Origin of the sequence: Paenibacillus sp. 22594, assembly GCF_052044425.1 — a bacterium.
Classification (GTDB): domain Bacteria; phylum Bacillota; class Bacilli; order Paenibacillales; family Paenibacillaceae; genus Paenibacillus_AQ.
On sequence record NZ_JBQENA010000004.1, the window covers coordinates 136,437 to 158,884 of the forward strand.

General features: G+C 52.1%; 23 protein-coding genes. 16 read left to right on the top strand and 7 right to left on the bottom strand.

What is annotated here, in order from left to right; translation table 11 throughout:
• Positions 1–2: 2 nt before the first annotated feature.
• Both infC and ACTJKB_RS14670 read right to left on the bottom strand, forming a co-directional pair.
• Entirely contained in the window at positions 3–500 is a 498-nt protein-coding gene (infC, locus tag ACTJKB_RS14665) for a translation initiation factor IF-3 (protein WP_020427376.1), read from the bottom strand.
• Between the two features lie 287 nt (positions 501–787).
• Complete coding sequence (locus tag ACTJKB_RS14670; RefSeq protein WP_440834912.1) at positions 788–2,029, bottom strand: glycosyltransferase family 2 protein; 1,242 nt, start codon at positions 2,027–2,029, stop codon at positions 788–790.
• A gap of 406 nt (positions 2,030–2,435) precedes the next feature.
• On the opposite strand from ACTJKB_RS14670, the gene ACTJKB_RS14675 reads away from it, so the two are divergent.
• On the top strand, positions 2,436–2,963 hold the full coding sequence (locus tag ACTJKB_RS14675; RefSeq protein ID WP_440834913.1) for a phosphatase PAP2 family protein: 528 nt from the start codon (positions 2,436–2,438) through the stop codon (positions 2,961–2,963).
• Between the two features lie 57 nt (positions 2,964–3,020).
• Positions 3,021–4,136: an MGDG synthase family glycosyltransferase gene (locus ACTJKB_RS14680; protein WP_440834914.1), complete on the top strand. Its 1,116-nt coding sequence runs from the start codon at positions 3,021–3,023 to the stop codon at positions 4,134–4,136.
• Positions 4,137–4,274: 138 nt separating this feature from the next.
• Here ACTJKB_RS14680 and trmB read toward each other — a convergent pair whose 3' ends face one another.
• Together trmB and ACTJKB_RS14690 are read right to left on the bottom strand one after the other, a co-directional pair.
• Entirely contained in the window at positions 4,275–4,991 is a 717-nt protein-coding gene (trmB, locus tag ACTJKB_RS14685) for a tRNA (guanosine(46)-N7)-methyltransferase TrmB (protein ID WP_074085858.1), read from the bottom strand.
• Between the two features lie 246 nt (positions 4,992–5,237).
• Positions 5,238–5,420: a hypothetical protein gene (locus ACTJKB_RS14690; protein WP_440834915.1), complete on the bottom strand. Its 183-nt coding sequence runs from the start codon at positions 5,418–5,420 to the stop codon at positions 5,238–5,240.
• Between the two features lie 313 nt (positions 5,421–5,733).
• On the opposite strand from ACTJKB_RS14690, the gene ACTJKB_RS14695 reads away from it, so the two are divergent.
• The 6 genes from ACTJKB_RS14695 to ACTJKB_RS14720 all read left to right on the top strand — a co-directional run bounded on the left by ACTJKB_RS14695 (position 5,734) and on the right by ACTJKB_RS14720 (position 10,108).
• On the top strand, positions 5,734–6,690 hold the full coding sequence (locus ACTJKB_RS14695; protein ID WP_440834917.1) for a TIGR01212 family radical SAM protein: 957 nt from the start codon (positions 5,734–5,736) through the stop codon (positions 6,688–6,690).
• A complete protein-coding gene (locus ACTJKB_RS14700; protein ID WP_440834919.1) occupies positions 6,690–7,295 on the top strand; it encodes a class I SAM-dependent methyltransferase in 606 nt (201 codons plus the stop codon). Before ACTJKB_RS14695 ends, ACTJKB_RS14700 begins: the two co-directional genes overlap by 1 nt.
• Positions 7,296–7,688, top strand: coding sequence for a VOC family protein (locus ACTJKB_RS14705; protein ID WP_440834921.1), 393 nt, complete (start codon positions 7,296–7,298; stop codon positions 7,686–7,688).
• Between the two features lie 45 nt (positions 7,689–7,733).
• The gene (locus ACTJKB_RS14710) at positions 7,734–8,702 is read left to right on the top strand and encodes a type I phosphomannose isomerase catalytic subunit (RefSeq protein WP_074108370.1); all 969 of its coding nucleotides are present in this window, start codon (positions 7,734–7,736) and stop codon (positions 8,700–8,702) included.
• 189 nt (positions 8,703–8,891) lie between these two features.
• Positions 8,892–9,854, top strand: a complete 963-nt coding sequence (locus ACTJKB_RS14715; RefSeq protein WP_440834923.1) for an alpha/beta fold hydrolase — start codon at positions 8,892–8,894, stop codon at positions 9,852–9,854.
• 170 nt (positions 9,855–10,024) lie between these two features.
• On the top strand, positions 10,025–10,108 hold the full coding sequence (locus tag ACTJKB_RS14720) for a putative holin-like toxin (protein WP_256701671.1): 84 nt from the start codon (positions 10,025–10,027) through the stop codon (positions 10,106–10,108).
• A 219-nt stretch (positions 10,109–10,327) separates the two neighbouring features.
• Here the strand turns inward: ACTJKB_RS14720 and ACTJKB_RS14725 are convergent, their stop codons facing one another.
• The 3 genes from ACTJKB_RS14725 to recQ are packed head-to-tail and all read right to left on the bottom strand — an operon-like array spanning position 10,328 to position 15,276.
• Positions 10,328–11,431, bottom strand: a complete 1,104-nt coding sequence (locus ACTJKB_RS14725; protein WP_440834925.1) for a nucleotidyltransferase family protein — start codon at positions 11,429–11,431, stop codon at positions 10,328–10,330.
• A gap of 38 nt (positions 11,432–11,469) precedes the next feature.
• Positions 11,470–13,425, bottom strand: a complete 1,956-nt coding sequence (locus tag ACTJKB_RS14730) for a B12-binding domain-containing radical SAM protein (protein ID WP_440834927.1) — start codon at positions 13,423–13,425, stop codon at positions 11,470–11,472.
• Positions 13,426–13,440: 15 nt separating this feature from the next.
• Positions 13,441–15,276: a DNA helicase RecQ gene (recQ, locus tag ACTJKB_RS14735; RefSeq protein ID WP_440834929.1), complete on the bottom strand. Its 1,836-nt coding sequence runs from the start codon at positions 15,274–15,276 to the stop codon at positions 13,441–13,443.
• A 110-nt stretch (positions 15,277–15,386) separates the two neighbouring features.
• Here recQ and ACTJKB_RS14740 point away from each other — a divergent pair, with 110 nt between their 5' ends.
• The 8 genes from ACTJKB_RS14740 to dhaS all read left to right on the top strand — a co-directional run bounded on the left by ACTJKB_RS14740 (position 15,387) and on the right by dhaS (position 22,407).
• Positions 15,387–17,042: a spore germination protein gene (locus tag ACTJKB_RS14740; protein ID WP_440834931.1), complete on the top strand. Its 1,656-nt coding sequence runs from the start codon at positions 15,387–15,389 to the stop codon at positions 17,040–17,042.
• Positions 16,990–18,087: a GerAB/ArcD/ProY family transporter gene (locus ACTJKB_RS14745; protein ID WP_440834932.1), complete on the top strand. Its 1,098-nt coding sequence runs from the start codon at positions 16,990–16,992 to the stop codon at positions 18,085–18,087. The genes ACTJKB_RS14740 and ACTJKB_RS14745 overlap by 53 nt, the downstream gene beginning before the upstream one ends.
• Complete coding sequence (locus ACTJKB_RS14750) at positions 18,084–19,304, top strand: Ger(x)C family spore germination protein (RefSeq protein ID WP_440834934.1); 1,221 nt, start codon at positions 18,084–18,086, stop codon at positions 19,302–19,304. Before ACTJKB_RS14745 ends, ACTJKB_RS14750 begins: the two co-directional genes overlap by 4 nt.
• A gap of 17 nt (positions 19,305–19,321) precedes the next feature.
• Complete coding sequence (locus ACTJKB_RS14755; protein ID WP_074108365.1) at positions 19,322–19,507, top strand: CLC_0170 family protein; 186 nt, start codon at positions 19,322–19,324, stop codon at positions 19,505–19,507.
• A 106-nt stretch (positions 19,508–19,613) separates the two neighbouring features.
• Positions 19,614–20,639, top strand: a complete 1,026-nt coding sequence (locus ACTJKB_RS14760) for an RluA family pseudouridine synthase (protein ID WP_440834936.1) — start codon at positions 19,614–19,616, stop codon at positions 20,637–20,639.
• A gap of 187 nt (positions 20,640–20,826) precedes the next feature.
• Positions 20,827–21,342, top strand: a complete 516-nt coding sequence (locus tag ACTJKB_RS14765) for a hypothetical protein (RefSeq protein ID WP_440834937.1) — start codon at positions 20,827–20,829, stop codon at positions 21,340–21,342.
• A gap of 28 nt (positions 21,343–21,370) precedes the next feature.
• Positions 21,371–21,766: a hypothetical protein gene (locus ACTJKB_RS14770; protein ID WP_440834939.1), complete on the top strand. Its 396-nt coding sequence runs from the start codon at positions 21,371–21,373 to the stop codon at positions 21,764–21,766.
• 59 nt (positions 21,767–21,825) lie between these two features.
• Entirely contained in the window at positions 21,826–22,407 is a 582-nt protein-coding gene (dhaS, locus tag ACTJKB_RS14775; RefSeq protein WP_440834940.1) for a dihydroxyacetone kinase transcriptional activator DhaS, read from the top strand.
• The last annotated feature ends 41 nt before the right edge of the window (positions 22,408–22,448 follow it).

Here is a 22,448-nt window from a genome sequence, read left to right on the forward strand (position 1 = left end):
ATTTATTGGGCTTTGGGAGCCAAGATCATAATCATGCTGCGGCCTTCCAGCTTAGGCTGGCGTTCTACAACAGATATATCTTCAACTTCGCTCTTTACACGTTCCAAAATCTTCTGACCGATGCTGGCGTGTGTAATCTCACGTCCGCGGAAACGTACGGAGCATTTCACTTTGTCGCCTTCACCCAGAAACTTGATAACGTTGCGGAACTTAGTCTGATAATCATGCTCCTCGATGTTGGCACGGAACCAAACTTCCTTGATGTCCACGATCTTCTGGTTCTTGCGTGCTTCCTTCTCTTTCTTCTGCGTTTCATAACGGAACTTGCCGTAATCCATGATGCGGCATACTGGCGGTTTCGCCTGCGGTGCTACGTTGACTAAATCCAGATTAAGATCAATCGCCATCTGCAACGCTTCGCGGATCGGTTTGATACCGATTTGCTCGCCTTCCGCTCCAACCAACCGAACCTCTTTGGCCCGAATTTCATCATTGATCATATGTTCCTTACTGATAATACTCCACCTCCGGATCTACTTGGAAAAATCACTTCTGCGGTTCTCCATAAAAAAGGGGTGCCGGTAACTCCCGACACCCCGTTTGATCAACGTTCATGAATTATAACATCCATAAAGCATTGAGATCAAAACCAGCTGGCTTATAGCCAGTCAGGTGAGAAGCCGGTGCTTCTGCTTGCAATCCCTATGTTTTGCATACTTGAATACTATACAACACTGTGCACATTGTGTCAACAGTTACAATATCTTTTTTTCAGGAACAACCTTCGTTAAGAAACCTGCTTGCTCTGCACTTCCTCAAGCCGTACGACACGCGTATGCTTGGTATGGCTCCACTGCTTGTTATTCTGCGTAAAGAATGCATAGAACGTGATGGGGTACCATGAGATCAGGTAGATCGGGAAGACCAGCAAGTACAGATATACCTTCTTGAACTTGACCTTCTCCAGCGCCATCGCGAGCAGGAAGGTTAGAATATTGGCACCAACCGCAAAGTAACTGAGCCACAATGGCAGCTTGCCATAGATGTTGGCTATGTGCGGGCCTCCAAACATGGAATTGTCGATAAACATGACAGCAGTCATCAAGAACGTCAGCAGTACGATGTAGACATTGGCACCGTATAGAGCCAGGTCAAATTTCGTAAGACTCCGTTCTTTAATGCTTTGCCACAGCAAAGGAAAGAAATAACGGCGAGCCACCGTAAAGTGACCCTGCATCCAGCGCAGCCGCTGTCTTGAGGAAGCTTTGAATGTCAGTGGCTTCTCGTCGAACACCTTGGCGTCGTAATTAAATCTTGGATAGACGCCCTTGGAGGCACTCCGCATAGTAAATTCCAAATCCTCTACAAGGCTTGTCGCTCCCCAGCCCATTTCCTTCAGCAGATTGGTCTCGAAGCACATACCTGTTCCACCAAGGAAGTTCGCCATGTTGAGATTGTGACGCGACAGCTGCCAGAGCCGGTTGATATACCAGTAGGATACACCATAAGCGGCAGTGATCCAGGAATCCTCCGGATTCTTCGTATCGATGTAGCCTTGAATAACGCGTGCGCCTGTGCAGAGATCATTGTTCATCTCCATCAGAAATTCTGTGTGAGCCAAGTTGTCGGCATCGAACATTACAACCGCATCATATTGCCGCGGCATGGCCCACAGTTCCTTGAGCATCCATTCAATGGCATAGCCCTTGCCCCGCAGGTTGTTGTTGGTGCGGACGCAGGCATTCATGCCGTGTTCCCTTACAATCTTTGCTGTACCATCCGTACAGTTGTCGCAGATGACAAATACATCGTACAGTTCCTGGGGATAATTAAGCTGTTTCAAATTCTCCATCAGCGCGCCGACGACTTCTTCCTCGTTATGTGCGGCAACCAGTACAGCAAATGATTTTTGCGGAGCGAAATTCGCCTTATTCCTTTTCTTGTGCAGTCCGAATAACGAAAACGTAAACTGATAGACTGCAATAGCCGCCAAGATCACTTGGAGCGTAACAAACAGTGCGTCTGCCATGACCTTTGATGCCCCCTTTTCAATCTTGATGTTCTTTTTTTTCTCTCTCTGGCATTGCTAACGTTCTTGCTGACCCTTTTGTTGCATCCCTTACAGTAAGACCAAGTGCTTCCCTTTTTGCTAAGGCAGACTTGCCTGTATGTGTATCACGTTAAAAGATAAGGTCCGGATGCCTCTGTCTTCGGCTCCTCTTTTTCTCTGTTACCTTATAAACGCGTTCCGCCTGCTTGAATCATTGTAAGGCGTAAGTGGTGATGAAGTCAAAACTGGCAATTTCCGAGCGAACCCGAGCTTTTCCTTGAAATGGACTACCTTAAAAAAGTATGATAAAGACAGCTTTATGGCATAGACCGGATTGCTGCAGCTGCGACTATGATTATCAGCCGGACTATCGGAGGGACAAGATATGAGACATCTGTTCATGAAAATGCATCTCTTGGAGCAGCGCCTGTTCAAGTGGATTAACGGACGATTGCATCACCCTTTCCTGAACTTCTGGCTTTTTTATTTGACCCATCTGGGTGGAGCCACAAGCGCCATTGGCATTAACCTGCTGATCTGGGCGCTGTCCCCTGAGCCTTTGAGAACTACGGGGCTTAAGGCTCTGACTGCCCTGGCTATCAGCCATCTGCCTGTTGCTGTGGCCAAGAAGCTCTATCCGCGTATGCGGCCGTATCTGGCGCTCCCGGGCACCAATACGTTTCACAATCCGCTTAAGGATCATTCTTTTCCTTCAGGCCATACGACTGCCATCTTCGCTTCTACAGTGCCTTATATGATGGCCTTTCCTGCCCTGACCGCCATACTGCTGCCTTTGGCCTGCATTGTCGGATTTTCCCGAATTTATCTCGGACTTCACTATCCGTCAGACGTCTTTGCAGGTGCGGTAATTGGTTCTGGAGTCGCTGCAGGTACAGTTGTCTTATGGTTCTAAAGTGCGAGATCATCTTAAACCGGCGAATACCATTCACGAAAACAGGTGGATTATACATTGCGTAAAAAGAGAGTACTATTGCTGTCTGAAGGTTTTGGCGCAGGGCATACGCAAGCAGCTTACGCGCTGTCAAGCAGCCTGCGCAAATTGTCGCCTAATCTGCAAACAAAGGTGCTTGAGCTTGGAAGCTTTCTGAATCCCAAAATGGCGCCTCTGATTGTGTCGGCATACCGTAAGACCGTAATCTCCCAACCCAGGCTGATGGGATATGTGTACCGTCACCAGAAATCATTCAATCGTCTTACCACACTTGCCCTGCACCGCATATTTTATACACATACACAAAATATTGTGAAGCAGCTGAGGCCCGACATTATCGTCTGTACTCATTTCATTCCCAGTGCCGTCGTTTCCCGCCTCAAGCGGCTCGATCCGGCCTTCAAGGCTCCCCTGATCACCGTCATAACCGATTACGACGCCCATGCGACTTGGATCAGTCCTGAAGTTGACCGGTATCTGGTCTCTACTCCAGAGGTCAAAGCCAAGCTGCGCGGCCGAAGCGTCACTGCAGCCAAAATCCAAGTGACCGGCATGCCGGTTCATCCAAGCTTCTGGGAGCATCCGGGCAGAGCGGATATTCTGAAGCAGTTCACTCTTCAGGACATGCCAACCGTTCTGGTTATGGGCGGCGGCTGGGGAATGATGAACGACGAGGTCATTAACGAAGCTTTAGCCGGCTGGCGGGACAAAGTGCAGATTATTTTTTGCCTGGGCAAAAACGAGAAGCTGCTTCATGCGATGCGGGAGAATCCACTGTACAGTCACCCCAACGTTTCGCTGATCGGCTTCACACGTGAAATTGACAAGCTGATGGAAATCTCCGATCTGCTGGTTACGAAGCCGGGTGGAATGACCTGCAGCGAGGGTCTGGCCAAGGGAATTCCCATGCTGTTTTATGATCCGCTCCCCGGGCAGGAAGAAGAAAACTGCCGTTATTTCACGGCAGCTGGTCTGGGCGAACCCATTTCTTCACTTCAGGTGGTCGACGGATGGATGGAACGGCTGCTGTACAGCTATGACGAGGTGCAAGCCAAGCGTCAAAGCCTGCTCAAGGAGATCGACCGCTTCCATCCCATGCAAAGCGCCCAGAGCATTATTGATATGCTGGAATAGCCAGGGCAAGAACCCGAATCTATGGCAATCATACCGTTCATGAAGCACAAAAGGGCGGTCCAGGTATTTGTTTACTGGACCGCCTTTTTGTGTACACACCGGCTCATGAAGTCGAACTTCTTCGCCGCTGAGATCCGATTACAGGCGGTATTTGTCCAATCGCGAGGCTTGATAGCGTTCCAGTGCTTCTGCACCGACAATCGCCTCACAGCGGTGAATATTGACACCCCGGCCAAAAAATTTGGTTTCGTACTCCGTCATAACCTGCTCTTCGTTCATCACTCCGTCCGGATGCAGATCGAGAGAGATGTTCTTCATCTGCAGACCATAGTCGGCAAAGGCATTCAGAGAGAACTCAAACAGGCTGCGCGAATCCGTCTTCAGATGGATCTCGCCAAGCGGACTGAGCAGACCGCGGTATTTGTCGAGAAAACGCGGATGGGTCAGCCGGCGGCGCGCATGCTTGCCCTTGGGCCACGGATCGCTAAAGTTCAAATAGATGCGCTCGAGCTCTCCAGGGGCAAACACTTCCTCCGCATAGTTAATATTGGCAAGCGCCACTCTGAGGTTAGGTGGTGTCTCCTGCCCTGCCGGCTCCCAGACCGCACGGGCCTTCTCGGCCGCACGGCGGATCAGCTCATCATACATATCAACGCCGATAAAATTTATATCCGGATATTTGAAGCTCATCTGGCTGATGAACTGTCCCTTGCCCATGCCAAACTCTACATGAATAGGATGATCGTTGCCGAACAGTTCAGACCACCGCCCCTTCAGGCTGCGTGGATCCAGGATGACCAGATCGGTCTGTCCTTCCAGACTTTCACGTATTCCTTTTCTTCCGCGTAAACGCATAAGTTTTCCTCCGCTTTCTCTGATACAAACACTGTTACTTGCAATATTGTGCCGAACTTACCCGCAAAAGTAAAGGGATTTTAACAAGAAAGCAGGCAAAAACCGGAGAATAGTGAACAACGCGAAGCTCAAACATCCTCAAGCTTCAAACAAAAAGGAACTCTCCGCTGGCCTGGATACGGCCGGACAGAGAATTCCTTTTTGATATATTTGGAATTGGGGTCCAGTTTTCATGCAGCTAATAGTCTACCTTGCAGGAGATTGAAAATCAAATCTCTTCTCAAAGGCACTGCGGATCTTGCGTTGTGCTTCGGTCTTGATCTTGTGATTGCCATTAAATTCAACACCCGTGAGCGCAAGCGCTTCGTCGGGAGTCAGCTGCACGTCAATGGAGCCTTTTCCTTCGGCATAAACCGTTTGAGAATTCATCGTGATCACCTCTTGGTTTTATTATGGACCTTGCGACACGAAATTATGAATTCAAGAAATAGAGATTATGGTTGCTGCAGCGGTGTTTTTACACCCTAAATATAACATAATGTGTAAGCAATATCAAGATGAAAGCGCTGTTATCCCGGCCTATTTTCCGCTGTATTTATAGAGGCCTGAATGTTACGTTCACCGCCGATTTTTGATACAATAGAAAGGTTAAATTGAAACGGTGCCATCTCAGCTAGGAATATAAGGATGATGGATGGTGTGAAATATATAAATCCTTATGTTGTAAAGAAAGGAGTACCCCATGTCTAACCTTCTACAAACCTCCTCACCACTATTGTGGGGGGATAAACGTTTCCATACCTGGAATTACGAAATGCGCGAGCAACTGGACGCCAAGGTATTCAAGGTAATGCTCGATGCCGGGTTTACCTGCCCGAACCGCGACGGTTCCATCGCCAAAGGAGGCTGCACCTTCTGCAGCGCGAGAGGGTCCGGGGATTTCGCCGGCAGCCGCCGCGACGATCTGGTCACCCAGTTCAATAATGTAAGGGACAGGCAGCACTTGAAATGGCCGAATGCCCAGTATATCGGTTACTTCCAGGCCTATACGAACACCTACGCTCCAGTTGAGGAACTTAGAGAATATTATGAAGTGATTCTGCAGCAGCCCGGCGTAGTCGGCCTCTCCATCGCAACGCGTCCCGACTGCCTTCCGGATGATGTGGTCGAATATCTGGCGGAGCTGAACCAGCGCACCTATCTCTGGGTAGAAATGGGCCTGCAGACCATTCATGATTCCACCTCGGAGTTAATTAACAGGGCACATGATACCCAGTGTTATATCGAAGCTGTCCAGAAGCTGCGCCGTCATGGGATCCGCGTCTGTACCCACATTATTCACGGTCTTCCGCAGGAAACCCATGAAATGATGCTGGAGACGGTGTCAGCTGTTGCGAACATGGATGTGCAGGGCATTAAGATCCATCTGCTGCATCTAATGCGCAAGACGCCAATGGTTAAGCAATATGAAGCCGGACTGCTGCGTTTTCTGGAGCAGGACGAGTATGTGAAGCTAATCGCTGATTCTCTGGAAATCCTGCCGCCGGAGATGATTGTGCACCGGCTGACCGGCGATGCTCCGCGCGACCTGCTGGTCGGACCCATGTGGAGCCTGAAGAAATGGGAAGTGTTGAACGCGATTGACGATGAATTGAGTGCGCGCGATACCTGGCAGGGTAAATACTGGAGGAAGAGCTAATGGGCTTTATGTCGGTCCTTAGCTTTGCTCATAAATTAACCGAGGAACGCCTGCAGCCAGGCGGCCGGGCCATTGATGCTACCGTCGGCACGGGTGCCGACACGCTGTTCCTCGCCAAAACGGCCGGTCCGCGTGGCGGGGTGTGCGGCTTCGACATCCAGCCTGCGGCGCTGGCTCTTGCCGAAGAGCGCCTGCGGCTGGCCCGGGAGGAAGCGCAGGCGGCGCTGTCTCCCGTAACGCTGCTGCTGCACAGCCATGCAGCTATGGTAGAAGCCGTTCCGCCGGACTGGCGCGGAACGGTCTCGGCGGTGATGTTCAATCTCGGCTATCTGCCCTCGGGCGATGCCGATAAGACGATCATCACCGAGCCTGTGAGCACGCTGGCCGCGCTGGATGCCGCCCTTGCGCTGCTGCGGCCGGGCGGTATCATCACAGCGGTGCTCTACCCAGGCCATGAAGGCGGCCAACATGAAGCCGCCGCGGTGGAAGCCTGGGCAGCGGCCCTTCCGTCCCAGCAGGCACAAGCAATTGTCTACCGCCAGCTGCAGCGGGTAACCGCCCCCTACACGCTGGCAGTCGAGAAGAAAAAAGGAGCTGATCTGTAAGTGGCCGTAACCAAAGTCGAGCACATTGGTATTAAAGTGAATCACCTGGAGCGTTCACTGCAATTTTACCAGGAGGTCATCGGTTTAACCCTTCAGAACATTCTGGGAGAGCCGGGAGACGAGGTCCGTCTTGCTTTTCTAAGCTTCCCTGGCCAGTCCAGTGTGGAGATAGAATTGATTGAACGGGCATTTGAAGGCCTCCCGCAGGAGGGCAGAGTCAGTCATGTCGCCTTTACGGTGGATGATATTGAGCAAGAACACAGTAGAATTACCGGACTCGGCATACCCGCTCTGACCGGCATTTCGACACTTGCGAACGGCTGCCGCTATTTCTTTTTTGACGGGCCAGACGAAGAAAAGCTGGAGTTTTTTGAATCCACACGAACCAGGTAAACCAAGCAGGACATTATTCTATAACTTGGAAAGGAAGATGAAGAAATGACTAAGCCTTATCCTTTAAAATTTCAACCGGAGTTCAAAGAACGTGTGTGGGGGGGCCGGGCGCTGGAGAAATTCGGTCTCGAGCTGCCGGAAGGGCACATTGGCGAAGGCTGGATGATTGCCGACCATCCGAATGGCACTTCATCTGTGCTAAATGGTGAGCTTGCCGGACAAGGACTGGATCAGATTCGCGAGCAATTCGGTCAGGAATGGTTCGGAAGCAAGGGCAGCCCGAAGGAAGGCGGACGTTTTCCGCTCCTGATCAAGCTCCTGGACTGTAACGACAATTTGTCGGTGCAGGTGCATCCAACGGATGAGTATGAAGGATTGCCAAAGGGAGAATTGGGTAAAACAGAAATGTGGTACGTACTGGATGCCAAACCAGGCGCCAAAATCATCTACGGCCTCAAAGACGGGGTAACCCGCGAAAGTCTGCGCGAGGCGCTGGAAAGCGGCAAAGTGATGGACAGCATGCAGGAAATCACCGTCTCGGCCGGGGACGCTTTCTACATCCCTGCAGGAACCGTTCACGCATTGTGCGCCGGTGTGGTTGTAGCGGAAATTCAACAAAACTCCGACACTACATACCGGATTTACGACTACGACCGTCCGGGTCTGGACGGCAAGCCGCGTGAGCTTCATATTGAGGATTCGCTTAACGTGACCGCATATGAAGGCGCTGGTGCCACTTCCATGAAGACCGATGGGGCTGTAGCCGGAGAGTGGCTGCAGATTGCCGCCTCCCCTTATTTTATTGTAGAAAAAGGTGTCGTTAACGGAGAGTGGAACCTCTCTACCACTCCGGACAGCTTCACAATCCTCGTGGTCTGCGAAGGCAGCGGACATCTGACCTGGGAGGGCGGCTCCCAGCCTTATTCCGCGGGAGAATGCTACCTCCTTCCGTCCACTCTGGGTGCCTACGGAATTGAAGGCCACTCCACTGTGCTCCGTTCGTATCTGCCATAAGCCATGCCTGGAACGGCATATAATTAAGGCAGAAGGTCCCAAAACTAAGGCCTATGCTTACGAAGTGAGTTTTGTATGTGGCATCTCCAAGAAGTATTGCTCACAAAACTTAGGCCTATGCTTACGAAGTGAGTTTTGTATGTGGCATCTCCAAGAAGTATTGCTCACAAAACTTTTAGGAGGAACGGTATGAGGGAGAACAGCTTTAAGATGACTGATCCGCTAGGGGTAGCCATTCATGTTTATGAATGGCTGCCGGAGCCGGAGGCTCCGGTGAGGGGGGTTGTCCAGATTGCCCACGGCATGTGTGAAACGGCTGCCCGCTATGCACGGTTTGCAGCGGCGCTCACCGGAGCAGGTTATGCGGTATATGCCAATGACCACCGGGGCCATGGGCAAACCGCAGGCCGGATCGATTTGCTCGGCGACACCGGTGAGGATGGTTTTTACTGGATGCGGCGCAATATGCTTCAGCTTGCCGGCATCGCCTCTTCCCGGCATGAGGGCCTGCCGATCTTCCTCCTGGCCCACAGCATGGGCTCCTTTCTGGCGCAGAAGCTGATGTGCGAGGAAGGCCACGACATCTATACCGGCTTTATTCTGAGTGGTACGAACGGGCCACGCAGCATGCTTCGGCTTGGAGAGTCGCTTGCCGGACTGCAGTCCAGGCTGCAGGGGATGCGCCACCGCAGTGTTCTAATGAACGGGATTGTTTTCGGCCCTTATAACCGTTCCTTCTCTCCGGTTAGAACAGCTTTTGACTGGCTGAGCAGTGATTCGCAAGAGGTGGATCGCTTCATAGCCGATCCATTCTGTGGAGCGGTCTGCACCACCCGCTTCTTCCGCGATTTCTTCCGGCTGCTGCGGGAGATCCATAACCGGGAAACGCTCCTTACCCTTTGCAAGGATAAGCCCGTATACTTATTTGCGGGAGCCAAAGACCCTGTAGGTATGAACGGCCAAGGCGTGCTCCACCTGGCTGAAATCTACCGGGAGCATGGGATATCCGATGTGGAGTACAGGCTGTATCCCGAAGGCAGGCATGAAATGCTCAACGAAGTGAACCGGGATGAGGTGACTGCCGATGTGCTGGATTGGCTTGTACGCCACCTTCCGGCAGAATCGCTCCTGCTTCAACCCGCTGCTCATTAGCATACTATAAAAGACAGGCTTTCCGTCAGTTCCGGAAAGCCTGTCTTTGTATTTTTCCGCTATAAATCTACTAATGATCCATTTTTTAACACACGGAATGTGATATGATTTTCTTGTACAACATTGTTCATGAGCAGTAGGCGCGCTCTCCTATAGAGGAGGTGACGGTAATGGACGTAAAAGATGCTATTACCCTGATGTTCATGTTCGGTATGTTCCTATTGGCTTTGCTAGGCTACATTAAAAAGAAATAGACCGCCCTTGAAGGTAACGGTCTACTCCAAACCACAAAAGATGAGACGACCGGCTGCTCTACAGCAGTGGTTGTACACCAGGGCTGTGCTGATGACACAGCTCCTTTTTTACTTTATTAAAGCACAATCCATTTTATTACATAAAGGACTGCAAAGCAATCTCTCCGGCTAACATCCCTTTCCGAACATTCCCCATCCCTGACGCTGAGGTATGGAACATTATGACCCCCATGGGAGAACCGCAAGCTCAGGCCATTTGTTCTTCCACTTCTGAGTCTTAGCCATATAGACTTCCTCACCAATCAGCGCCTTGTTCGGCCTAAGGGTCATATGAAATAAATCCCGTAGGCCAAAAGGAGCGTAAATCTGCCATTCACCATCCGCTGCAAGTCTGGCCCCAAGCGAAGTCACTGTAGTCGGCCAGCAGTCGATTGCGGCCTCAAGTGATTCGTAAGGCTTAATCTGCAGACCAAACTTCTCGGGGTACCAGAGATGCACCCGGGCCTGGTTCTTCAGGTCTACCGGAATCGCGATCCCTTCAAAAAGCACCCGTACCTTCGCAATCATCTCATCCTCTGTGGCATAGCTCAAATCATCCGCATCATAATAAATGATGTCTATATCACTGATCCCATACCCGGGCGAGCGTCCCGTAAGCTCATTCCAGACCGTCTGCACCAGGCAGCCTGCACCAACGAAATACGGATAAGGCTCCAGGCCCTGCGCACGCTCGAACACCTCCACCAGCAGCGGGCTGCGCTTAAAAACCCCAATTAGCCGTTCCTGCAAAGCTTCCTCGCTTTGCACCAACTCCCCAGTCTCCGCCCAGGATTCGCCTAATGCATAATGCAGCACTTTTTGTGATCCCTTATGGCCGCTGCGGCGCAGACCCTGATCAAGAAACCCCGCCCCGGAGTAAAGATTACCGGCAGAGATATTCTTTTCATTAACAGCAAGAACAATTTCACGGACCGAAGGAAAATGAGTCCTCAGGAAACCGGGGAGCTGCGCCAGCGCGGCTTTGGCAACCCCTTGGCCTTGACTGGCATAGTTGATCAGAAATGCGCGCAGGAGTATTGCCCGGGTGGTATCCCGGTAGAAGTCCGCAATGCCCTCTCCGCGGTGCAGGATGAAAAACCCTAAAGCCCGTCCCCCCTCTGCAATGACAACCGCAGTCTTGCCGGGATTGGCTAAAGCTTCCGACAAGGTCTCTCCCGGCAATCCGGTAAACTCCGCCTGCTCCGGGGGAAGCTCAAAAGCAAGCAGGTCCTCCTTGTACTTTTCTTCATAGAAACACAATGAGATCGGCCCTTTGGTATTCATTCTGTGTCTCCTTCCCTGGCAATCAAGAGATAGACTGTCTACACAGGCAGTGAATAGTACTGCGCCCGCTGACTCTCGTCCTGCTGGTACATGACGATCAGCAGCGTGCTTCCGGCGGTATGCGCCAGGGGTTCCGCCAGAGCAACGGAACTCTTGTCTGCAGCAGCAAGCGGCGGCGTAGTATCCATTGCCAGATCCGCTGGCTTTGTCTGAACTGCAGCAGCTGCCGTGCCTGTCTGTTCGCCACCCGTTACAATGGGGTTCCCCAGCGTACTATCATCTATTTTCTCGGCCCCTTCAGCTTCATCGGCAACGGGATCAAAGCGCAGTCCGCTAATCGAATCCAGCACGGCATCCAGCCGGAATGGCAGTACTTCGAGCACTGTGAACTTCTGCAGCTCCCGCTCGCTGAATCCCGCCTCTGCCAGCTTGGCGGACAGGCGCTCCGGATGACTGGTGATTTCCTTCATATAACGGGACCAGTCGGATTTGTCCAGCGTGATATCCCACCAGATTTTACGTGGCTTATATTTGTGGCCCAGGAAATAATCCAGCTTCATCAGCCCGGTGATTATTTCCATGGAATCCGTTCTGCGGTCCGTCAGAAAGGCATGCAGCCGGGTGAACAGATCCTCCAGCTGGTGCCCGATCTTTTGCCAGCCCCGCTCCTCCCAATAATCGCCGAACTCCTGGAAGAAATCGAACGGAGATGAGAACACATGCCGGATCAGGTACTTGACCGAATGATCCAGCCGGTGGCTGTTCCAATATTTCTCCAGCACATCCTCCAGCCGTTTGAGCCGGATGATGTCAGAGAAAGGCATCACGTGGCTGCTGAGTATTTCGTAAGGGGCGTGCTCCATATACGTATAATCGTATTTGGCCGCCTGGGCACGCAGGCCAGTGCCGCGCAGCATTTTGAGGAATCCGAGCTGCAGCTCTTCCGGCTCCATGGCAAATACATCGTTGAAGGTTTTGCGGAAGGTGGAGTAATTCTCCTGCGGCAGACCGGCTATCAAATCGAGATGCTGATCGATGTTGCCGCTGGCCTTGATTTTCATGACAGTGCGGGATAGCTTGGTGAAGTTCTGACGGCGTTTGACCAGCTCATTCGTCTCGTCATTGGTGGACTGCACGCCAATCTCGAACCGGAAGATGCCCGGAGGCGCGTTCTCCGCCAGGAAGTCCAGTACCTCTGGACGCATAATATCGGCTGTAATCTCGAACTGGAATACACAACCTTGATGGTTGTCGATGAGGAACTGGAACATTTCCATGGCATAATTGCGGTTGATGTTAAAGGTGCGGTCGAGAAATTTGATGACTTTTGCACCATTCTCAATCAGATAGAGCAGATCGGATTTTACCCGTTCAATATCGTAGTACCGCACCCCCACCTCGATGCTGGACAAGCAGAACTGGCAGTTGAACGGACAGCCCCGGCTAGTCTCAAAATAAACGATCCGCTTGCCGAGATCCGGCAGATCATCCGGGAACCGGTGCGGCGTCGGCAGGGTGTTCAGATCGCTTTTGGGACGCGGCGGATTGACGATCAGCTCTTCGCCCTTGCGGTAGGCAGCCCCGTAGACAAAATGGAACTTGTGATCATCCCGCAATTCCTGCAGCAAATGATGGAAGGTCTCTTCCCCGTCTCCGTTCACTACAAAATCAATCCCGGCCTCGCGCTGCATCCAGTATAGCGGCTCATACGATACTTCCGGCCCGCCCAGCACTATCTTGACCTCCGGCATCACTTGCTTAAGAATCCCGATCAGCTTGACGGTCTCCTCGATGTTCCATATATAACAGGAAAAACCGATCACATCCGGTTTCTTCTGGAATAGGTCCGACACGATATTCATCACGGGATCTTTGATGGTGTATTCTGCCAAATGAATATCTTGAAACTCATGCTCGCTGTATGCCTTCAAGAGACGGATCGCCAGCGAGGTGTGAATATATTTGGCATTTAATGTGGCCAGGATGATTTTCATGCCTCATAACCTTCTTTACATTTCATTTTGAAAAAATTCCAGGAATGGCTTGCCGTACTTCCGGTATTTCACTTCGCCGACCCCTTTGACTCTCAGCATTTCGGCTTCGGTCTGCGGGCAAACCACACTCATCTCGCGAAGGGTCGCATCATTGAAAATAATGTAGGACGGCACATGCTCGCGCCCTGCCAGCTCGCGGCGGATCAAGCGCAGCTGCTCGAATACCGTCTCATTGACAGCCGACGGCGACAGATCGCGGACACGGCTGCGGTCCCGCGAACCGGATGCACCTCCGGTACGGAGTGGACGAGCCACCCGCTGCAGTACCTGCCGCTGGCCGCGCAGCACTTCAGCAGCCAGGGGCTGAAGCCGTACAACAGGATACTGTCCCTCCGACAATGCCAGATAACCTTCTGAGATCATTACATTGATGGTCTCTGTAATTTCCTTCTCCGTACGGCTGGACATCGCCCCGTGGGTGGGCAGATTCTCGAAGCCGTACTGCAGCACCTTTTGGTTACGTGAGCCTTTCAGTACAGAGGATACCAGGGCCACGCCGTAACGCTCGCGCATGCGGTGGATACAGGAGAAAATCTTCTGGGCATCCACTGTCATATCTACCAATTCCCGTTCATCCGTACAAGAGCTGCAGATTCCGCACGGCTTGTCCCCGTGCTCCTCGCCGAAATAATCCAGCTGGGCACTGCGCAGACAACGGGTGGTATAGCAGTAATCGATCATCTGCTGAAGCTTGCGGTATTCATTGGCTTTGCGGTCCGTGTCCTGCGGATTCTGCTCAATCAGGAATTTCTGCGTCATAATGTCCTGGGCGCTGAAGAGCAGAATGCACTGGCTGGGCTCTCCGTCCCGTCCGGCACGGCCCGCCTCCTGCACATAGGCTTCCATATTCTTTGGCATATTGTAATGGATGACGTAACGCACATTAGACTTGTCGATACCCATCCCAAAGGCATTGGTAGCGACCATGACGCGGATATCGTCGTAGAGGAACCCTTCCTGGCTCTCTGCCCGTTCCTGATCATTCATTCCCGCATGATAACGCCCGGCGGCGACACCGGACGCCTGCAGCCGCTGATAGAGATCATCGACCTCTTTGCGCGTAGCGGCATACACGATTCCCGGCTCATTAGAGTGCCGCGCGGTATAGTCCATCACGAACTCGCGTTTGTTCTCCCCGCGCAGCACAGACATCGCCAGATTGTCACGGCCCAGCCCGGTCATGAAGACCCCGGGCTGGCGAAGCCGCAGCAGCCGGACCATATCCTCCATCACCTCAGGTGTAGCTGTTGCGGTAAAAGCCGCAAGAATCGGCCGCTCCGGCAACTCCTCCACGAACGGGGAGACCGCAAGATAACTGGTACGGAAATCATGTCCCCACTGGGAGACACAGTGTGCTTCATCCACTGCAACACAAGAGATGGACAGTCCGGCCATTTCCAGGCGGAACCAGTCCAGCTCCAGCCGCTCAGGAGCCACATAGAGGAGCTTCAGCTCGCCCCGGCGTGCAGCGCGAATGCGATCATTTACTTCTTTGCCGCTGAGTGTGCTGTTGATATATGCGGCTGGAATTCCTGCTGTGGTTAGCGCATCCACCTGATCCTTCATGAGCGAGATTAACGGGGAAATAACCAGGGTAAGACCCGGCAGCAGCAGTGCGGGAACCTGATAGCAGATCGATTTCCCCCCGCCCGTCGGCATAATTCCCAGCGTATCGCGGCCTTCCAGCAAATTCATGACAATTTTCTTCTGGCCTTCCCGGAAGTCGGGATAGCCGTAATATTTTTGCAGTTCAGCCTGCGCCTGTTCCATGGTAGGTGCTTGCATCTTCATCTCTATCATAACTCCTTAAGACATTCTATCTTTAGTTTACATAAAAAACCCTCTACTAACCAACACTTTATAGTGATCCTCCAAACTGTCAGCCCAAAGGAGGCGGCCGAATGCAAGCTTGGAAAGAGAAATACGCTTCATATATGCAGAAGCAAAATCAGCCCTCCCCTGCACCTCCTGTTCCCGGCAATGACAAGATAAGCCTCAGCCTGAAAGACAATAAGGAAGATCTGCTTACCCGGCTCGGCCAAAGCGGAGATCTTGTCGTGCGCGATTTTCTGCTGTTCGGCAGATATGAGGCGGCGCTTATTTTCTTCTCCTCTCTGGTCAATCAGGAGCAGATTCAGGAATACATTCTTAAACCGCTCATGGACCGTTCTGCCGGTCATCCCGGAATGCCGGACAAGCTTGCTGATATGTCCCATTATATCTGGAATGTAGCGGTACAAGTCACACAAGGAACCACAGAACAAGACCTGTCCGCATTGCCTCCCGCAATCGTCAAGGGCCAGCTGATTCTGCTGATAGAAGGTTCAAGCGAAGCTCTAATGCTGGATATGCGGCAGATCGACATCCGAAGTGTAGAACAGCCCCAGACAGAACAAGTGATCCGGGGCCCGCGGGAAGGATATGTGGAGAAGCTCGAGAATAACCTCTCGCTCCTGCGCTACCGGCTGCAGAGTACGGACTTCCGGATTGAAATCAGTCCGCTCGGGACCCGAACCCAATCCAGGGTGGCCTTGTGCTATCTGGACAGCTTGGCTGACCCGAAGCTCGTAGCCGAGGTGATGCGCAGAATTTCAATTATTCATACCGATGGTATTATCGATGCGGGCTACATTGAACAATTTATCGAAGACCAGCCGTTATCCCCCTTCCCGCAGGTTCAGAGCACGGAGAGGCCGGACAAAACAGTAGCTTCTTTGCTCGAAGGCCGGGTGGCTATCCTAGTGGACGGCTCCCCTTTTGCACTCATTGTTCCGGCTTTGTTCAACCAATTCTTCCAAACGGTTGATGACTATACGGAACGTTTTATTATGGGCAGTCTTATCCGGATGATCCGTCTGATCGCACTTGCTTTCTCCCTGTTTTTCCCGGCTCTGTACGTGTCCGTAATCTCCTTTAATCCAGAGCTGATGCCTACAGATTTCGCAGTAGCCATCTCCGGCGGCCGGGCCGGCGTTCCCTTCCCGGCAGTGCTTGAGGTGCTGATCATGGAGGTATCCATGGAGGTGCTGCGGGAGGCCACGATCCGCCTCCCGCAGATGATTGGCGGGGCCCTCTCCATTGTGGGCGTGCTCGTGATCGGCCAGGCTGCGGTATCGGCCGGACTGGCGAGTCCGATCACTGTGGTCATTGTCGCGCTGACCACTATCGGTTCTTTTGCCACCCCGGCTTATAATGCCGCAATTGCTCTGCGAATGCTAAGGTTTCCCCTGATCTTTCTCGCGGGAATGTTCGGACTCTATGGTGTAATGATCGGTACGATCCTGATCATCAATCATCTGTTATTCCTCGAATCCTTCGGTGTCCCGTTTATGTCACCGTACATCCCCGGCAAATGGCGGGATTGGAAGGATACGCTGGTGAGGGCGCCTTTGTGGTGGATGCGCCGGCGGCCCAGTTTTTTGTATACCCAGGACAGCACCAAACTTCCGGACTCTGTGCCTGGAACCTATATAGACCAGATTCTTCAGCAAGGAGGGGAGACCGGTGAAGTATTCCCGTCAGATCACGACCCTGCGCGCGGCAGCCGTAATCAGTAGCACAATCATTGGTGTAGGGTTACTTAGCTTTCCCCGCTACATGGCCGTTGCCGGAAATAGTGCCGGGCCTTTTGTGGCGCTCACCGGCATCCTGATTTCCTTCTTCAGCTTTTGGCTGCTCGCCTCCTTATGCCGCCGTTTCCCCACAGAATCGTTGTTTGTATTCAGCCGCCGATTAATTGGCCGCCCGCTGGCCATGTTCTTCACTTTGGTCATATGGCTCATATTCATGACGCTTACCGGTCTTACCGCCCGCCAGTTTGGAGATGTCGCTACCAGTGTTTTATTCAATAAAACACCGATCGAAGCAACCATTTTTTTGATGCTGCTAATCTGTCAGCTGTCAGCCAGAAGGAATATCATCAAGTTTTCCTACATTCATTTCTTCTACCTGCCGCTGATTATCGGATCTGTTCTGGTAACCATTCTGATTTCCTTGAGGAATGTTGATCTGCTGAACCTGCAGCCTGTTCTGACGGCTCCTACAGCCTCATTTTGGAAAGGCGCTCGTGAAGCCAGCTACCTGTTCCAAAGCTCCTTTGTGATCACGCTGCTGATCCCTTTGATGAAGGTGCCGAAGCAGGCGGTACGTGCAGGGGCCATTGGTATTTTTGTATCGGGGGCGGTCTATTTGCTGATTGCCCTAGCATGCATAGGCTTGTTCGGCGCAGAAGAAACCAAGCTGCTGATTTACCCCACGCTGGAAACCGCCAGATCAGCAGCAATAGGCGAAGGGTTTTTGGAACGGCTGGATGCCCTATTTATTGTCATATGGGTAATTTCAGTCTACACCACCATTTACACTACCTATTACTTGGCATCCTATCTCCTGCAGAATCTGCTGGGTCTGAGAGATCAGCGGATGACCTCAAGCGCCGTGCTTCCTTTCCTTTTTGTGATCGCCATGCTTCCGGAGAATGTCTTTGAGACCTATACCTGGTCACTGGCGCTGGGGAATGTCTCCATGCTCCTCTTGCTTGGCTACTCCATGCTGCTATGGGCGGTCTATTGGCTCCGCTGCTCCGGAAAGAGGGGCCTGTCATGAATAATTTGCTGCGAAAAATAGGCTCGGTATTATTGCCGGCTGCCGTTATAAGTCTCTTCCTTGCCGGCTGCTGGGATCAGGTTGAAATTGAGGACCGGGCATTGGTGCTGGGCTTATCCATTGATACCGCCCCGCCCGAAAAGGCAGCTGAGGAAGAACAGGTCACCCATCTTAAGGATACTGAAATGCCGAAGGAAATGATCAGTATCACAGCACAGATTGCTGTTCCAGGGCGAGTCCCGCTGGGCCCGGGCAGCGGCGGAAGCCAAGACGGAAAGACAAGCCCGGTGTGGGTGGTTACGGTGCTTGGACATTCGCTTGATGATGCCATGAACAATCTGCAGCAGCAGATCGCAGACCCCCGGTATCTCGTGCATTTGCGTGTGATCGTCATCAGCCAAGATATCGCCCGGGGAAGAATGGACGATCTGGATGACTATCTCCGGCGCAATCCTGAAGTCCGGCGCAGAACCTGGCTGCTGGTATCCGAAGGACGTGCCTCGCAGTTCATGGATGTCAAGCCTCCGCTGCAGCGCGTGCCTACGCTCTATGTGCTCTCGATGATGGAGAAAGCGGTAACCTCAGGCAAATTCCCCCCGGACTATATCGGCACCTACTGGTCGGCAGATTCCAAATGGGGACAAAGCGCCTATCTTCCTTATGTGGCGCTCCGCAACAAAGAGAATATTCTGATTAACGGTCTGGCTTATTTCAGCCAGGGTAAAATGATCAACACTACACAGCCGCTTGAAATCGGCGCTTTCATGGCCGTCGAGGGAATGGACCCGGGCGGCTACTCCACCCTTTTCAAAACGAAAGAGCTCGGTATGGTCATGACCAAAATTAATGAGCGCAACACCAAGGCCCGCAGCTTCATCCGGGACGGCAAGCCGGTTCTATCCTTTGATATTAACTTTGAAGGGGATCTGGATGAGCACTATAACGGCAAGAAGCCTGCCGATTCCTCTGCAAGACTGCATGAGATTGAGGGTGAATTCGAAAGGAATGCGAAGGGTGTAATCCGAAGGCTGATTCGGCAGACCCAGAAGGATCATGCCGATATTTTTGGAATGGGAGAGATTATCCGCGCCCACCACCCTGCGTATTGGAGACAGCACATTCATAACAAAAGTGACTGGGAAGAGCTCTACGGCAGCATTACCGTCGACTTCAACCTCACGCTGCACCTGCGGAGAGTCGGACTTAAAAAGACTTAGGAAACGGGGAGATGCTTATGGTCAGTCTATTTTCCAGTTCCGCCGCCATTGCGATGTTCTCCGCACTGATGCTGCTGACTGTAGACCGGAATATCTACAAATCCAGCGGATGGGTAAGGGAAAAAAAATACGCCTCCGCACTGGGATGGTGCTTTGCCGGTATTGCCTTAATCGTTGTCGCCTGGCGGATTATGATGATATAGCCGGCCTACAGCAGCCTGATGAATCCCACTCCCGGCGCTCCGTAGTATTTCTTAACTGCTCATGGTATATTGAGGAGTACATTATTAGAGGACGGAGAATGCTTTCATGAATACAAGACGAAATCCCAAAGATAGTTCCAAACGCGGTGCGAAGCCGGGAATGAACGCAAAAGTTCAGCCTAAGTCCGGCACAAGAAGCGCTAATAGCAAAACGGGCGGCAAGCCGGGGGCCACAGCCAAGACACCCGCGCCAGTTAAATCGTATACAGTGGCCGAACCTGCCGAGCTGTTGGCTTTTCTGCTGAAGACCGTCACAGGCCGTGGAAGAAATTCCATCAAATCCATGCTCTCCCGGGGGCAGGTGTCTGTGAACGGCAAGGCTGTGACCAAACATAATTTCCAGCTGCACCCCGGCCAGACCATTACCATTGACCAGGAAAAGCCGGTCCAGGTGAAGGAAATGATCGGACTGACGATTGTGCATGAGGATGACGATCTGATTGTCATTCAAAAGGATGCGGGTCTGCTGTCCATCGCCACCGGCGAAGACAATGAACTGACCGCCTACCGTCAACTGATGGAGCATGTTCGCCTAAGCAACCCCCAAAACCGGGTCTTTGTGGTACACAGGCTGGACCGCGACACTTCCGGGGTAATGATGTTTGCCAAGAGTGAACCGCTTCAGCAAATGCTGCAGAATACGTGGAAAGACACGGTGAAGGAACGCTCCTATGTAGCTCTTGTCGAAGGTGTTGTCAAAAAACCGGAAGGAACCATCAGCTCCTGGCTGAAGGAAACCTCGACGCTCAAAATGTATTCCAGCCCCCATGAAGGGGATGGCCTGCACGCCGTGACCCACTATAAGCTTATTCAGGCCAACCGCCACTTCTCTTTGCTGGAGGTACACCTGGAGACCGGACGCAAGAATCAGATCCGTGTGCACATGTCCGATATCGGACATCCGATTGCCGGTGACAAGAAATACGGTGCAGAGACCAAAGCTGTGGGCCGGCTTGGACTGCATGCCCGCGTGCTCTCCTTTGTACATCCGACCACGGGAGAATTACTCACTTTTGAGAGCGCCATCCCGAAGACGTTCCTGAAATACTCTGCACCTGCACCAACGAACTAAAGTTTATTACGAACCGCAAATGGACAGGATTAAATGCTTCCATTCATCCTTAAAGGGGTGCTTATCCGGCTGATCAGTGGGATAAGCACCCCTTTCATTCGGCATAGGGAGTGCCTCCGGTCCAGCAACATTTTCGCAGCAATTAGCGTCATGATACAATATAGAGAAACATAAGAAGGTGCCATTCATGTTCCATCCTACTGTCTTTGACAATATTAAAATTGCTTTTGAAAACCAGCTCTACGACTATGATAATCTGGACGGTATTCTAGTGATAACAGACCGGACCGATCTACTGAACCTCGCGTTGATGTCCCGGGAGTTCAGCCTGTCCTTCAAGCTGACCGAAGGCAGAAATGTGACCTCCGAGGTGGTGCTGCTCTCATCTGTGAAGGAGCTCAGCGACGAAATTCTGGAAACTCCGGGCAGCGATCCCGGCTGCGGCCTTCTTTTGCGCTTCTATATGGAAATTGAGGATGTTAACGTCCAGTGTCCGGCGATTGAGAATGTCCTCACTGCGATCTGGGGACCTGATTTCCAGCCTGCCCAATCCCTGAGTTACCTTTACGGACAGGATGGCGATACGTACAACAACTGCATCGAATTGCAGTTCAAGAGACAAATTACCGAAGATCAAATGGAGGATATCCCCAATCTTCTAAAGTTCCTTTTGCAAAGCGCCGAGGAGCTGGCGGACATCTAAATATTCCTATAAACGAGGTGGAGAGTTCATGAGTTTCCTGCCAACCGCCAAAAGCAACCGCTGGTACATCTGGTTTCCCGTCTATGCCCTTCTTCTGTGGCTGCTGCTGATTCTGCACCGTTTTGTCCTGCTGGACAAGGAATTCAGTGTTCTCCTGCTCGGCCGTTATGCCGTGCTTGCGCTCGGCATGTCCATCATCGTGAACGGCTCCGGCTGGCTCGGCGCAAGGCTGGTGTGGCTGATTACCACGGCAGGGATTCTGATCGGGCTGGGGCTCATGATCGTCTACACCTACCGGGAAATGTCTGGATGGGAGGATCTGGCGGGCTTTCTCACGTTTGCCATGTTCACGCTTGGAGGCTTTGCGGCCGGCCTGCTCACGGAGGGAATTTATTGGCTGGTCAGACGCAGGCGAAGCGCATAATTCCTTATGAACAACGAAGCTTTGTTAACCATCAGGACCACACGATAAGGGGGTAGCCCATGTCCAATTCCCTTCTAACCAAAAAAGCCCTCGCCCATTCACTGAAAGCCCTGATGGAGCATGTCCCGCTGAACAAAATCTCCGTTAAGCATCTGGTAGACGATTGCGGGCTGAACCGTCAGACGTTCTATTATCATTTCCAGGATATTTTTGAGCTGCTGGGCTGGATTTATCAGACAGAAGCTGTGGAGAGCATCGCCAAGTACCGCAGCTACAGCACGTGGACGGACGGGTTTTACCGGATCTTTTGCTATATTGGGGCCAATAAAGCCTTTTGCTGTAATACGCTGGACTCTCTGGGCCGAACACATCTCGATGCGTATCTGTATGAAGTGACGAATGACCTGATTATGGGGGTTATTCAAGAGCTCGCGGGTGAACTAGAGGTTAGCGGTGAGGACAAGCGGTTTATTGCCAATTTTTATACGCTGGCTTTTACGGGACTAGTGATCCAGTGGATGCGCGGCGGCATGAAGGAAGAGCCGAAGGTGATCATCGATAAGCTCAGTGTGCTCATTGAGGGCAATTTTGCCAAAGCGCTGCATCAATATGCAAGTGGAGACGGTCTTACCGACCTCTAAGAGAGGCGATTTCCGTCGGAAAACCTTACACTTTGTCTCAA